Source organism: Burkholderia sp. Bp9004, from assembly GCF_003858025.1.
Taxonomy (GTDB): Bacteria; Pseudomonadota; Gammaproteobacteria; order Burkholderiales; family Burkholderiaceae; genus Burkholderia; species Burkholderia diffusa.
The window spans coordinates 24,284-37,402 of the sequence record NZ_QTQD01000030.1 but is presented as its reverse complement, the minus strand read 5'-3'; the positions used below and the strand labels follow the sequence as shown (position 1 = coordinate 37,402).

Genomic DNA, 13,119 nt, shown 5'->3' with positions numbered 1-13,119 from the left:
ATCAAATCAGTGCGCCATGGTCATTTCTCACTGGAACCAGTGTTCACGTGCTTTCATGATCAACGCCTTAGCGGCATCCTCTTCCATCCCGGTCATGTCGACCAGTTCATCCACAGCCAGCTCGGCGAGATCGTCCCGCGTCTGCATGCCGTGTTCGGCCAGCTTCGCGAGCAACTCCGGCGTCACGCCGTCGAGGCCCTTCAAATCCAGCGCTGCGTTTTCGACCTTTTCTTCGTTCGCGATCGCCATCGTCAACAGTGCGTCGCGTGCGCGGTTGCGCAACTCGTGCACGGTGTCCTCGTCGAACGCCTCGATTTCGAGCATTTCGTTGAGCGGCACGTAAGCGATCTCTTCGAGGCTCGTGAAGCCTTCGTCGATCAGGATGTCGGCAACTTCTTCGTCGACGTCGAGACGCGCCATGAACAGCGAACGCAGTCGATCGCGCTCTTCACCCTGCTTCAGGGCGGATTCGTCCGGCGTCATGATATTGATCTGCCAGCCGGTCAGCTCGCCGGCAAGGCGAACGTTCTGACCGCTGCGGCCGATCGCGACAGCCAGCTCGTTCTCGTCGACGACGACGTCCATCGAGTGCTTTTCTTCATCGACGACGATCGACTGGACGGCTGCCGGCGCGAGCGCGCCGATCACGAACTGGGCGGGATCCTCGGACCATAGCACGATGTCGATGTTTTCGCCACCGAGCTCGTTGCGCACGGCCTGCACGCGCGAACCGCGGATGCCGACGCAGGTGCCGATCGGGTCGATCCGCTTGTCGTAGGCGATCACGCCGATCTTCGCGCGCACGCCCGGATCGCGAGCGGCTGCCTTGATCTCGAGCAGGCCCTGCTCGATTTCCGGCACTTCCATCTCGAACAGCTTCATCAGGAACTCGGGCGCCGTGCGCGAGAGTTCGATCTGCGGGCCGCGCGCGGTGCGGTCGACCTTCGCGATGTATGCACGCACGCGGTCACCCACGCGCAGGTTTTCCTTCGGGATCAGCTGGTCGCGGCGCAGCAGCGCTTCGACACGGCCCGATTCGACGATGAAGTTGCCCTTGTCGAGGCGCTTCACCGTGCCCGTCATGATCTTTTCGCCGCGCTCGAGGTAGTCGTTCAGGATCTGCTCGCGCTCGGCGTCGCGCACCTTCTGCAGGATCACCTGCTTGGCGGCCTGCGCGCCGATACGGCCGAACTCGATCGACGGCACCGGCTCCTCGATGAATTCGCCGACTTCGACGTCGGGCTTCTGCTCACGCGCTTCGAACAGCAGGATCTCGCGATCCGGCTCCTGCAAGCCTGCCTCGTCGGGCACGACGAGCCAGCGACGGAAGGTTTCGTGCTCGCCGCTTTCGCGATCGATATGGACGCGGATTTCGGCGCCTTCGTCGAACAGCTTCTTGGACGCGGACGCGAGCGCAGCCTCGAGGGCGCCCAGCACCACATCCTTGTCGACGTTTTTCTCGCGCGCCAGCGCATCCACCAGCATCAAAACTTCGCGACTCATTATTTGCGGCTCCTAAAGTCAACTTGCGGAATCAGGCGGGCTTTGTCGATATCGGCCAGCGTGAAATCCAGCATGGCTGCCTCGCCCTTCTTCCTCTCAAATTCCAAACCGATCGTTTCGCCATTCGGCGCGTGCAGAATGCCCCGGTACGTCTTGCGCCCGTCCAGCGGCTTTTTCAAGGTCACGGAAACTTCGCTGCCAGCGAAGCGCTCGAAGTCGGCCAGCTTCTTCAACGGGCGGTCGAGCCCCGGGGACGAGACTTCGAGCCGTTCGTAATCGATGTTTTCGACCGTCAAGACGTGCTGGAGCTGACGTGTGACCTTTTCGCAATCTTCGAGCGAGATGCCGGCAGGCTGATCGATATAGATGCAAAGCATGCCGCGCCCGGTGCGCTCGAGATCCACCAGCTCGTAGCCGAGCCCGGTGACCGTGGTTTCTATCAGTTCCGTCAGTTGCACAGTGTCCTCTCAGGTGTTCGCGCCCGCCGCTCGCGATTCACCCGCGGGCGCGCGCCTTAGCCGGCGCAGGAAGCGCTACCCGAGATGCCTAACCGTTTCAGCAAAAAAAAATGGGCGGAACGCCCATCTTCTTACTGGTGGTCGCACCTGAGCCGCACATTGAATCCGTACGCCCAGCGACTCCGCGATTATAGCGATTTTTGGCGCAAACGCCAAGCCAGCCGGTAAAAGCAGCGTCCAGACCGCCTTTACCGACCAAAAATGCGAAACCGGACTGTCCGACCAGGCGGCACAATCCGGCAGCGCGATATATATACAGTCAAAAGCAAACCACGCAAGGCAAAGTGCCGACCCGACCGGACTCGCACCGATATTGCCGGCACACCGGCGGCTTCACGCCGCCGACCGCCCGGAAACGCTCAGCGACTGCGCGAGCGACTGCGCTGCGGACGCTGGCCGCCGCGCGCGCCACCACCGCCGTTGCCGGCGCCTTCGGCGCGATTGCCGTTGGGATTGCGATTGCCGCCCTTGCCGCCGCTGCGCTTGCCGGCCGCGCCTTCACGCTTGGGGCCGGCGCCATACGACGCGCGGTTGCCATCGACATCGCGACCGCCACCCGAGCGGTTGCCATAGCCCGACGGCGAAACCGGCAGGCTGCCGTAGCCGCTCAGGCCGGGCAAGCCCGGGGCGCCACGTCGACCGCCACCGCGACGCGGCTGATCGAGCTGACCATGCGTGGTCAGCACCGGCTCGCGGCTGATGAAGCCCATCGATGTCTGCATCGGATCCGGTTGGCGGCGCTCGGCCTGCCCGCCACCACCACGCTTGCCCTTTTCCTCGGACGGCGCCTTGAGGCCGACGGTCGCCATCAGCTTGCGCACCTGCGCTTCGTCGAGCTCTTCCCAACGACCGCGCTTCAGGCCGCGCGGAAGCGGAATCGGACCGTGACGGGTACGGATCAGGCGACTCACCATCAGGCCGGCCGCCTCGAACATCCGGCGCACTTCGCGGTTGCGGCCTTCTGCCAGCGCGACGTGATACCAATGGTTCGTGCCTTCGCCGCCGCCGTCGCGGATGCGCAGGAAGTTCGCCGGGCCGTCATCGAGTTCGACGCCGTGCAGCAGCTTCTGCCGCATCCCTTCGGACAGTTCGCCGACGACGCGCACCGCATACTCGCGCTCGACGCTGTAGCGCGGATGCATGAAACGGTTTGCGAGATCGCCCGACGTCGTCAGCATCAGCAGACCTTCGGTGTTGAAGTCGAGACGACCCACCGCGAGCCATTTCGCCGTCTTCATCGGGGGCAGGCGATCGAACACCGACGGACGACCTTCCGGGTCCGCGTGGCTGACGATCTCGCCCGTCGGCTTGTGATACAGCAGCACGCGCGGCGGCTTGTTCGGCAGCTTGCGCTTGACCGGCTTGCCGTTGATACGGACCTGGTCGGTCGGCATGATGCGCTGGCCGATGTGCGCGGGTTCACCGTTCACCGACACGCGGCCGGCGACGATCAGCTCTTCCATTTCGCGGCGCGAGCCCATGCCGGCTTCTGCGAGCACCTTGTGGAGCTTCGGCGCATCGTCGTCCGGCGACAGCACGCGCTTGTTCGTCGGCTGGTTGCGGCCGCGACGCAGCATCGGCGCACGTACGCCGCTGCCGCCCGCCGAATTGTCGGCATCGAACGCCGGCGACGTCACATAGGCAAACAGGTCGTCCTGCGACGCTGCGTCGCCGTCGGCCTTCGCTGCGCCGCCCTCGGCCTTCGCAGCGCCACCCTCGGCCTTCGCAGCGCCACCCTCGGCCTTCGCCGAACCGCCGCGCCGCCCCTGGCCGCCTTGCCCGCCCTGGGCACCCTTGGCCGCACCTTCACGCTTACCGGCCGGCTTGCGGCCGCCCTTGGCCGCGCCTTCCTTGCGCGGCGCGCGTGCGGGCTGAGCTTCCGCGGCCGCGGCCGGTTGCGCGTCCGCGCCTTCGCCGCCCTGCGACTCGCCATCGCCCTTCGACTTGGCCGCCGCGCGGCGGCGCGCGATCAGGCTGCGCGGGCCGCGCCGCAGCCCGCGGCGGGGACGCTCGTCACCACCCGTGGCCGGAGCATCCTGCTCCGGCGCATCGTCAGCACGCGCGGCCTGCACGGCAGGCGCGGACGATTCAATATCGTGGATATCAGTCAAAACAACCTCAAAATGTCAGGTCTCGCGCCCGGCTCGGGCGCGGCAAGAAGTCGGCCGCAATCAGGCGCGGCGCTGTTCGGGTTCTGCTTCGTCGTCCGGCAGTGCGTCGGCGCCGATGGGCGCGCTCGCACTGCGTACGGCGTCGGCGAGGCTGTCGGACGTATCGTCCAGCAGCTCGCCCTCAGCGGGACGGGCGCGTGAGGCATCGGCCTGGCCAGCCTCGCCCGGCATGTCGCCGGCCGCTTCCGCTCCGTCTCCGGCAACCGCGTCGGCGGTCGCCTTGCGATCTTCCTCGTTCCCTTCCGCGCGCAGCGGCTCGGGCTGCCCGCCGGCCGGCGCTGCGTCGGCGCCGCCCTGTTCCATCTGAACGCGATCAGTTCCCAGCGTATCGCGGTTCGGCATTTCCTGCGTCGACGTACCTTCCGCCGCGGCGGCGTCCGGCAATTCATCCGGCCGCATGTGCGACACGTCGGCCGCCGCTTCGCCGGCTTCCGGCACCCCGTCCGCTACCGGCGCATCGCCGTCGAAGTCCATCGCCTGCTGCGCGAGCAACGCAGCCTCGATGTTCGCGGCCGGCTCCTCGAGCGCCGGCAGGTCGTCGAGCGCCTTCAGTCCGAGATCGTCGAGGAACTGCTTGGTCGTCGCGTACAGCGCCGGACGTCCCGGCACGTCGCGATGCCCGATCACCTCGATCCAGCCGCGATCCTCGAGCTGCTTGACCACCTGCGTATTGACCGTGACGCCGCGAATCTCTTCGATGTCGCCGCGCGTGACGGGTTGCCGATACGCGATGATCGCGAGCGTTTCGAGCACCGCACGCGAATATTTCGGCGGCTTCTCGGGATGCAGCCGGTCCAGATACTGGCGCATCGCCGGCTTGCTCTGAAAGCGCCATCCGGTTGCCAGCGCCACCAATTCGACACCGCGGCCGGACCAATCCTGTTTCAGATCTTCGAGCAACGTGCGGACCGTGTCAGCCGACACGACGTCGGCAAAGAGCTTGCGCAAATCGCCGAGTTTCAGCGGTTCTTGCGCGCAGATCAAGGCAGTCTCGAGGACGATCTTCGCCTCTTGGGTATTCATGCAGCTAGGCCAGACCCTGTGGTCAAACGAACCGGATCAACAAACAGACGAAAGGAACGGAAGACGCGCTCGCCCGATTCTGATCGGTCATATTGATGGGAGCACGAACCGGGGGCGGCGAACCAACTTCAAGCCAGGCCCAAACCGGACGGAACAGCACGGCTCAACGACGGAACCGCGTGACTGAGCGCCATCTTACGCAAAATTGCCCGGTGCGTAAAGATGAGCCGAACGACCCGCCGCCGCAGCTCGGTCCCGCCTCAACGCAGGCCCGCGCCGCGCGCGACGAACGCCCGCAGGCGCTCGACGCCCGCGTCGAGCCGCACCGGATCGCACGCGTAGCACCAGCGCACGAACCCTTCCCCCTCCGGACCGAACGCGCGCCCCGGCGCCAGCCCAAGCCCGACCTCGCGCACCAGCGACTTGCAAAACGCGAGACTGTCGTCCGCGCCCGGCAAACGCAGGAACAGGTACATCGCGCCCGGCGGAGGCGGCACATCGACGCCCGGCAACGCGCGCAGCGCGGCAACCAGGTGGTCACGTGCGGCACGCAGCGCCGCAACGAACGACTGCACGAACGGCTCGCCGTCGCGCAGCGCGACTTCCCCCGCGGCCTGGATGAAACCCGGCGCGCACGACGTGTTGTATTCGACCAGCTTCGACAGATCGCCCATGATCGACGCCGGCGCGACCAGCCATCCGAGCCGCCAGCCCGTCATCGCCCAGGCCTTGGAGAACGAATTCACGACGATGACCCGCTCGTCGCGCGACGCGATGTCGAGAAACGACGGCGCGCCGTCTGCGACGAACGCGAGCCGTTCGTACACTTCGTCGGAGACGACCCAGATGCCGTGACGCCGGCAATGCGCGAGCACGGCGCGCTGGTCGTCGCAGGACATCGCCCAGCCGGTCGGATTGTTCGGCGAGTTCACGAACAGCATTCGTGTGCCTGGCGTCAGCGCCGCGAGCAGCCGGTCGATGTCGAGCCCCCAGCCCGCATCACCATGGCGGAGCGGTATGCACTCGACTTGTGCACCGAGTATCTTCGGGATTTCAACGAGGTTCGGCCAGAGCGGCGTGACCGCGACGACGCGATCGCCCGGGCCGACCAGCAGCTGCGCGACCAGCATCAGCGCGCTCACGCCCGAACTCGTCACGGCGATCGCATCGGCCTCGGTCGCGCCGTGACGCGCGCTCACATAGGCCGCAATCGCGTTGCGCAACGGTATCGTGCCGAGATTGTGCGTGTAGAAGGTTGCGCCGTCGCGCAGTGCCGCGGCAGCCGCGTCGCGAATGAATGCCGGCGTCACGCGATCGGATTCGCCGAACCAGAACGGCAGCACGTCGGGTACGCCGAAGCCGGCGTTCGCGACTTCCCTGATCAGCGACGGACGCAGCGCCTGGACCGCGCTGCGTGCCGTCGGCTCACCCGTCGCCGGGCCGACATCTGCGGAATGCGTCATCGAGAACCGCCACCGAGGAACACGATCCACGCAGTGTACCGGTGTGCGCGCCGGTTCAGCACCCTCAGTCGAGGTCTTCCGCCCGCGCCGGCATCTGGCGCGCGAGTTCCCAGATCGCCTGCGCGGCCGGCGACAGCGACCGGTCGCGGCGGCGCACCAGCTCGACGGTGCGCTCGGTACGCGGCGTCAGCGGCCGCGCAACCAGCGACGATCCCGCCGGCAGCGGCAGCGACAGCCACGGCTGCACGCTCACGCCGACGCCAGCCTCGACGAGCGCGAATACCGTCGCCGAATGCCCGAGCTCCTGCATGACCGTCGCGTTCACCCGATGGGCAGCCAGCGCGGCGTCGATCAATGGCCGGCTTCCGGACGCATGGTCAAGCAGGACGAGGCGCTCGCCGTCGAGCGCCGTCCAGGGCACCTCGGCCCGCGCCGCGAGCGGATGATCGGCGCGCGCGACCAGGCAGAACGAGTCGGTCATCAGCGGTTCGCAGACGAGGTCCGCAACGGCGAGCGGCCCGATGACGACGCCGAAATCGACCTCGCTCGACTTCACCTTTCGCAGCACGTCGCTCTGCACGTCGTCGCGCAGGCCGAGCGTGACGAACGGAAACTGGCGCTCGCAGGCCGCGACGACGCGCGGCATCAGCCGGCACGCAATCGTCGGACTCGCGGCGACGATCACGCGTCCCCGCCGCTGCTCGCCGATCTCGCGAATCTCGCGCAGCGTGTCGTCCAGATCGTCGATCAGGCGGGACACGCTCGCGATCAGGTTCACCCCGACGTCGGTCAACTGCACGTCGCGGGTCGTCCGGTCGATCAGCTTCAGCCCGAGCTCGGCCTCGAGTTCGCGCACGCAACGACTGACCGCAGACTGCGTGAGTCCGATCTCGTCGCCCGCGCGACTGAAGCTCCGCAGCCGCGCAACCTCGATGAATACGCGAAGCTGGCGCAGCGTAACGTTCATCTCCTCACCTCATCAATCGTCGATATCGATGCACGATTTTAATGCGCGAAATCGGCTCCGATGTGCGAATCCGGCACCGGCCACACATGTTTCGCTGCGGTGCAATATCCACGGAAACGCACGTGGCACGGGCGAGTTGCACAAGATTGGTGATTGTCCTGATTTGCTGGCGGGTTATTTTGGCGTCTTATACGCCCCTAGCTGACTTAGCCGTTAGCCCGCTGCCAAGCGGCTCTCGAGGGAATCGCCTCCGGCATGGCACACATCGTGCTTTACCTGACGCACAGGGCGCAGGTTTAGTCGGACGGAAGGCAGAAACGCCGCTGCCGGTCAACCGGACGCCCCCACCCGGCACTCGACGCTCGAGTGCTTGAAGAGTGCGCGGCGCAGGGCAGCGCACCGGAGTTAGCTTCGCTGAGGTGAGGACATGATGCTGTTCGACGATTTGAGAGATAACGAGTGGGCGCTGGTCGAAGGTCTGTTTTGCTCGGAACCCGCACGCAGTGAACGGCGCGGCCGCCCCCGCGTGGAGGCCCGCTCGGTGGTAAACGCCGTGCTGTGGGTACTGTCGACGGGTGAAGGCTGGTCGAAGCTGCCGGGTCGCTATCCGTCGCCGCCGACCTGCCGCCGTCGCTTCGACGAATGGCAGGCAGACGGTACGCTCGCCGAAATCGTCAAGCGCCTCGGCACGAGCGGCCGTCAGATCTCGCTGCGCGGGCGCATCGGGGCAAGCGCGGCGAAGCCGCCTGCACCGCCGAGCCGCGACCGATTGCGCGGCGCCTTCTGGACCAATCCGGAATCCTGGCGCGCCCCCGTGAAGATGGCGTAACGCATGCTCGATCGGGCGGCTTCGGCCGCCCGGCTTCTTTCGGCGCCACGCGCTTTTCGCGGCGCCCGCGTCGTCGATTACCGCTGTCGTGCCGCGATACATCTATTTACTATTATTTACAGCTAGCCTGCACTCCCTCGCTTACCTTAGCGACATATCAACAAGCCGCGCCGATGGCTTGAAGGGAGCCCCGCCATGAAACCAATGTCACTGCTCGTCGCATGCGGCATTGTCATTTCGCTGGCGTCGACCGCCCCCGCTCACGCCGACGATCGCGCGAAGCCACCTCACCGCCAGCAGGATCACCGAAACACCCTTCGCCAGCAACCGCCCGCCACGCCGCTCAATCGACCGACCGTGCCGCGCGGCGATTTGCGCGGCGACATCGCCAGCAACGCACGTGCGCGCATCGGCTCGCAACCGACGGACATGCCGCGTCATCCGTAGTCCACAGGATTTCGTCAAAGAAAATTCCCGAATTCGGGAACTGCTCGACATACGACAAGTCACATCCGTTGCCATGAGCACAGCGTGGCAACAGCAAAAGTATCCGGTACGCCCGTATCCTCGCGATACGGGCTTTTTTTTGAGTGTCGCCGGCGACGGCGCGAGGTCAGGAGTGCGCCGCTACAGGCGGCTTTCGAGAATCGCCACGGCGCTCGCTTCGCTTAACGCGTAGTCGTCCATACGGCGATCGGTCCAGGAAAGTAATTTTTCGTCGCGCTCGAGTCGCGCGCATTCGGCCCGACCACTATCGGTCAGCACCGCGATGTCGACCGGTGCATGGAAACCCGGCGCGGGGGCAACCGTCTTCTGCCTGACCGTGTCCATCAGCCCCAGTGACCGGAGATACTCGAACACGCCCGGGCGGCGCGCCCACGGTACCTGGCGGTACTGCACTCGTCTCAATGCGTCGAGCACCGCTTCGTTGGAATACGTGGCCATCTCGATTCTTTCTTAAAGTGCAGCGACAATGCGAAGCGGCGCGCCGGGCGGGAGCTCCACCCGCCGATACCGCCACCGATTCTGGGGGCCGACGTTCGGCGTCGCGTCAGGGCCGGATCGTCAGCCGTCCATAAAAAGACACCATACCCCAATCAAATTGATTCTGTTCGATTCATTTGTACTTCTCTTCATCGGTTTCATGCTCTTCCGCAAGCGGCGAAGACTCATCGCGATCGCGAGCGTCGCGCTGCTCTGGCTGCTCGCGACAGGCTGGCTCACCGCGCCGCTCATCGCATGGACCGAGGCAGGCGTGACGCCGGTCGAGCACCCCGACATGCACGGCCGCACCACACTGATCATCATCGGCATCGGCACACGGCGCAGCGACACCGGCTTGCGGCCGCCGCCCGACGGGGAAGCACGCATCCGCACGACCGCGGCGCTCTACCGCACGTGCCGCGAGCAGGCCACCCGCTGCACCGTGGTGATGTCGGGCGGCGACCCGCAACATCACGGCGAAACCGAGGCGGCCGTCTACGGGCGCCGGCTGATCGCGGAAGGCGTCGCTCCAGACGACCTCGTTCTCGAGCCGAACAGCCGCACCACCTATGAAAATGCGAAATTCACCGCTTCTATACTACGCTCACAACATGACGACTCGCGCATTCTCGTCGCGTCGTCCTACCAGATGCGCCGCGCATTGCTCGATTTCCGCCGCTTCGGCATCGATCCGCAGCCCGTTTATTCCACCCACCGGCGCGCGCAAACGGGCTGGCTGCCCCGCTGGCAGAACCTGGAAGACGCGGATCTGGTATTGCACGAGTTGATCGGTATCGCGCAGTTCCACGTCTACCGGTGGCTCGGCTGGTTTTGATGGCGACGCGTGCAAAAACGACGGCGCCTCCGCCTGGATGGCATGCGCATGACGGAATGCACGAAGTGTTGCGCGACTTCAACGGGGCCTTGCGCTGCACGGCGATCCGGTGCACATTGATCCGTCACTTTTGTTACACTCGACACGCACTCGATTGCAGTCGCCAGACAAAACGGCAACATTCGGGTTCATCACCACTTAGCGGAGGTAAAGCAATGAAGAAGACGTCCCTGGCTATTCTGGTCGCGATGTCGGCGCTGACTGGCGCAGCGTATGCGCAAGAGAGCACGCAAATCCAGACCATCACCGACCCGGCCAAGATCGCCGAGATCGAGCAGCGCGCACAGGCACTGCAACAGCAGCAAGCAGCCGAGGCTGCACAGCCGGCGGCTCAGGAAGAGCACCACGGCAAGAAGGCTGCTCACCACAAGGCAGCGAAGAAGGCTGGCAAGAAGGCCGCCAAGGCCGCTCCGGCAGACGCTGCCAGCCAGTAAGTTCGGCGGCACCGCACAAGCGAAAGGCCGAATCCGGGCAACCGGGTTCGGCTTTTTTGGTTGCGGCGCCTGCGCGCTGTGCTAAAGTCGCGCACCGAAATTTTCCACCCGTGCGCACCCCGGTGCGGAGGACAGCATGAGCAACATTCAACTCGACATCGAGTGGACCGAAGCAGCCACTCGCAAGATCAAGCAACTGATGCCGCGTGGCTCGGAAGACGCCTTTCTCGCGCTGCCGCCGATCGAGTGCCTGCCAATGGAGGGCGACGTGCTGTTCCTCGGCCCGCAAGGCAAGCAGCAACCGTTCATCGTCGCCGAACGCCAGTATCACCACGACGGCGACGCCGACTGGACGATCATCCTGATTCTCGACGTACCCGACACGTCGCACTGACGCGTCGCGGCGGCCGGCAACACGTCCGGCCGCACCACCCTGCTCACGCGAGCTTCGACAGCACACGGATCCCGGGCCGATCAATCCAGTCCCAGGCTGCTTCGCGACAAGCCGGAATGTGCGCGGAACGCGCATGCACGGCCAAAGCGACCTGGCCGTCGCGGCGCTCGACGAACACGCGCCAACGCCCCCCCCCACACAATTCAGAAAAGATTGCGAATCAGCGAATCCAGCACCCGCCGGATCGCCATGCCTCGCATTTCGGCCGCACCAAAAAAATTGCCCGCGCTTCAGAAGAAGCGCGGGCGAAACCGTCGCCCTACGAGGATAGGCGACGGGGCCATCGAGACCCGCGCGCGGCGCGGGTCGTCATCGGTTACGCCAGCGCTCGCAGCGCTGGCATCTGAAGACGTCGAAACCGTTGTTCGGGCGCTCGCGACACCCGCCCGGTCTCTGACGCCATCCTCCCTGTCCTAACGATTCCCACTTATAAAGCAGTTTGCGTGCCAGGTGCACTTTCGAAAGCATGGCATTGATCTATAAGGATATTTTTCTCGGTCACGACGATGTAACACCCGTTCTGCCGCCGTAACGCGCGAATGTTACGTAACGTCACGATAGAGGGACACGAACGTCCCACACACGCCAGAATCGGCAGGCGCGCGCGACCATAAAAAAGCCCGCCGGAAGGCGGGCTTTTTCGAAGAGCGGGAGCGTACCGCGATCAGCGCAACTGATTCACGAGCAGCCCCATGATCTGCCGGGCCGGACCCGACGTATCGATCGCGCCCGAGTCATCGACGACTGCCACACGCGTCTGGTCGGGTGTCAGCGCCTTCACGTTGACGCGATACTGCTTCGCCTGCTTTTCCTTCTTGCCGTGGAACAGCTGGCTCCAGAAGCCCTGCTCGGCCGAGCTGAGATCCTTCGGATCGACATAACGCACGAAAAACAGACCCTTCGTGCGATCGCGATCGTCAACCGTGAAGTTCGCGCGATCGAGTGCGAGGCCGACATGCAGCCACGACCGGTCGTACGGCTCGCCGAGCGTGACTTCGGACGGCACCGCGGCCGAATCGACGTCGTTCGCTTGCGACGACGTACGCGCGACGTTCTGCGCAGCGATCGCAGCGGCGGCGGCCTTCGATGCGTCAGTATCCGCCTTCTTGTCCTTCGGCACCGTGTTGTCGTTGATGTTCGCGATCGGCGGCTCGCCATTCTTCGCGCGCTGATCGTTCTGTGCGAGCACCGCCATCAGCCGCTTCAGGTATTCGGTCTCGAGCGCCGGATCGTTCGGTTTCGCTTCCCACTTGCTCGAATCGTTGTTCGCGCCGGTGATCGCCTCGCGCATGCCCTTCTGGCTGATGAACACGTAGGTGCCGCCGTTCGGCGCCGAATCGAGGCGCGTGCGGTACTTGTTGCGCTCGGCGGTCACGTACGAATTGCCCATCGCCTTCGAGATCACGCTGCGGATCAGGCCGTCGTTGATCTGCGGATGGGTTTCGTTCCAGTCGGTTTCCATCACGCCCTTGTCGCGCTGGTCGACGACGAGCAGGAAGCCCTGCTCCTGCCAGAAACGGCGAACTTGCGGCCAGATGTCGGCGGGCTTCTTGCTGTCGATCACGAGCCAGCTCTCGGTGCCATCGCGCTGAATATGCATGCCGGTCACGGCGGGCGCGACGGTGTCCGTCGCGGGCGCCGCGTGCTGCACCTGCTGAAGCGCGGACAGGGAAGTCGCGCCGCCCTGTGGCGGCAGCGAACGCTGATCGGCCGTCTCGTCGAGCATGTTGGGCGGCACTGCGAGCGACGCTTCCTTCGATTTCGAATCGCTCTTGTAGTCCACTTTCGTGGGCGACGACGTACCGCAACCGGCAACGAGCGCGCCGGTGGCGAGCACTGCAGCAAACCGCATGGTAAGACGAAGATCAGTCATGTTCG

At 65.2% G+C, this 13,119-nt stretch carries 12 protein-coding genes and 1 pseudogene; 5 read left to right on the top strand and 8 right to left on the bottom strand.

What is annotated here, in order from left to right; genetic code table 11:
• Window positions 1-27: 27 nt before the first annotated feature.
• The 6 genes from nusA to DIE08_RS27185 form a co-directional block, all read right to left on the bottom strand.
• Complete coding sequence (nusA, locus tag DIE08_RS27210; protein ID WP_124625665.1) at window positions 28-1,503, bottom strand: transcription termination factor NusA; 1,476 nt, start codon at window positions 1,501-1,503, stop codon at window positions 28-30.
• Window positions 1,503-1,961, bottom strand: coding sequence for a ribosome maturation factor RimP (gene rimP / locus DIE08_RS27205; protein WP_014897219.1), 459 nt, complete (start codon window positions 1,959-1,961; stop codon window positions 1,503-1,505). The genes nusA and rimP overlap by 1 nt, the downstream gene beginning before the upstream one ends.
• Before the next feature lie 419 nt (window positions 1,962-2,380).
• The gene (gene rluB, locus DIE08_RS27200) at window positions 2,381-4,132 is read right to left on the bottom strand and encodes a 23S rRNA pseudouridine(2605) synthase RluB (protein WP_124904586.1); all 1,752 of its coding nucleotides are present in this window, start codon (window positions 4,130-4,132) and stop codon (window positions 2,381-2,383) included.
• Between the two features lie 60 nt (window positions 4,133-4,192).
• Window positions 4,193-5,215: an SMC-Scp complex subunit ScpB gene (gene scpB / locus DIE08_RS27195; RefSeq protein WP_124625661.1), complete on the bottom strand. Its 1,023-nt coding sequence runs from the start codon at window positions 5,213-5,215 to the stop codon at window positions 4,193-4,195.
• Window positions 5,216-5,475: 260 nt separating this feature from the next.
• A complete protein-coding gene (locus DIE08_RS27190) occupies window positions 5,476-6,678 on the bottom strand; it encodes a pyridoxal phosphate-dependent aminotransferase (protein WP_124904584.1) in 1,203 nt (400 codons plus the stop codon).
• Window positions 6,679-6,742: 64 nt separating this feature from the next.
• Window positions 6,743-7,645, bottom strand: coding sequence for a LysR family transcriptional regulator (locus DIE08_RS27185; protein ID WP_059608567.1), 903 nt, complete (start codon window positions 7,643-7,645; stop codon window positions 6,743-6,745).
• 430 nt (window positions 7,646-8,075) lie between these two features.
• Here DIE08_RS27185 and DIE08_RS27180 point away from each other — a divergent pair.
• Together DIE08_RS27180 and DIE08_RS27175 are read left to right on the top strand one after the other, a co-directional pair.
• Window positions 8,076-8,471: pseudogene (locus DIE08_RS27180) on the top strand (transposase); the annotation flags it as partial.
• A 198-nt stretch (window positions 8,472-8,669) separates the two neighbouring features.
• Window positions 8,670-8,921 (top strand): hypothetical protein, encoded by a 252-nt coding sequence (locus tag DIE08_RS27175; protein ID WP_124625657.1) that lies wholly within the window; start codon window positions 8,670-8,672, stop codon window positions 8,919-8,921.
• A 180-nt stretch (window positions 8,922-9,101) separates the two neighbouring features.
• Here DIE08_RS27175 and DIE08_RS27170 read toward each other — a convergent pair whose 3' ends face one another.
• The gene (locus DIE08_RS27170) at window positions 9,102-9,419 is read right to left on the bottom strand and encodes a hypothetical protein (protein WP_059510817.1); all 318 of its coding nucleotides are present in this window, start codon (window positions 9,417-9,419) and stop codon (window positions 9,102-9,104) included.
• Between the two features lie 157 nt (window positions 9,420-9,576).
• On the opposite strand from DIE08_RS27170, the gene DIE08_RS27165 reads away from it, so the two are divergent.
• The 3 genes from DIE08_RS27165 to DIE08_RS27155 all read left to right on the top strand — a co-directional run bounded on the left by DIE08_RS27165 (window position 9,577) and on the right by DIE08_RS27155 (window position 11,181).
• Window positions 9,577-10,293 carry a YdcF family protein gene (locus DIE08_RS27165; RefSeq protein ID WP_124904634.1) on the top strand — a complete coding sequence of 239 codons (717 nt, stop codon included), beginning with the start codon at window positions 9,577-9,579 and terminating at the stop codon, window positions 10,291-10,293.
• A 215-nt stretch (window positions 10,294-10,508) separates the two neighbouring features.
• Window positions 10,509-10,787: a hypothetical protein gene (locus DIE08_RS27160; protein WP_059608570.1), complete on the top strand. Its 279-nt coding sequence runs from the start codon at window positions 10,509-10,511 to the stop codon at window positions 10,785-10,787.
• 136 nt (window positions 10,788-10,923) lie between these two features.
• Window positions 10,924-11,181 (top strand): hypothetical protein, encoded by a 258-nt coding sequence (locus tag DIE08_RS27155; protein ID WP_059608571.1) that lies wholly within the window; start codon window positions 10,924-10,926, stop codon window positions 11,179-11,181.
• Between the two features lie 724 nt (window positions 11,182-11,905).
• On the opposite strand, the gene bamC is transcribed toward DIE08_RS27155, so the two are convergent.
• Entirely contained in the window at window positions 11,906-13,114 is a 1,209-nt protein-coding gene (bamC, locus tag DIE08_RS27145; RefSeq protein ID WP_124625656.1) for an outer membrane protein assembly factor BamC, read from the bottom strand.
• Window positions 13,115-13,119: the final 5 nt, after the last annotated feature.

Bases quoted from the DNA above. Each gene is read 5' to 3' on its own strand.
- DIE08_RS27160 (WP_059608570.1), top strand. From the start codon at position 10,509: ATGAAGAAGACGTCCCTGGCTATTCTGGTCGCGATGTCGGCGCTGACT.
- DIE08_RS27170 (WP_059510817.1), bottom strand. From the start codon at position 9,419: ATGGCCACGTATTCCAACGAAGCGGTGCTCGACGCATTGAGACGAGTG.
- DIE08_RS27155 (WP_059608571.1), top strand. From the start codon at position 10,924: ATGAGCAACATTCAACTCGACATCGAGTGGACCGAAGCAGCCACTCGC.
- scpB (WP_124625661.1), bottom strand. From the start codon at position 5,215: ATGAATACCCAAGAGGCGAAGATCGTCCTCGAGACTGCCTTGATCTGC.
- DIE08_RS27190 (WP_124904584.1), bottom strand. From the start codon at position 6,678: ATGACGCATTCCGCAGATGTCGGCCCGGCGACGGGTGAGCCGACGGCA.
- DIE08_RS27185 (WP_059608567.1), bottom strand. From the start codon at position 7,645: ATGAACGTTACGCTGCGCCAGCTTCGCGTATTCATCGAGGTTGCGCGG.
- DIE08_RS27175 (WP_124625657.1), top strand. From the start codon at position 8,670: ATGAAACCAATGTCACTGCTCGTCGCATGCGGCATTGTCATTTCGCTG.
- nusA (WP_124625665.1), bottom strand. From the start codon at position 1,503: ATGAGTCGCGAAGTTTTGATGCTGGTGGATGCGCTGGCGCGCGAGAAA.
- bamC (WP_124625656.1), bottom strand. From the start codon at position 13,114: ATGACTGATCTTCGTCTTACCATGCGGTTTGCTGCAGTGCTCGCCACC.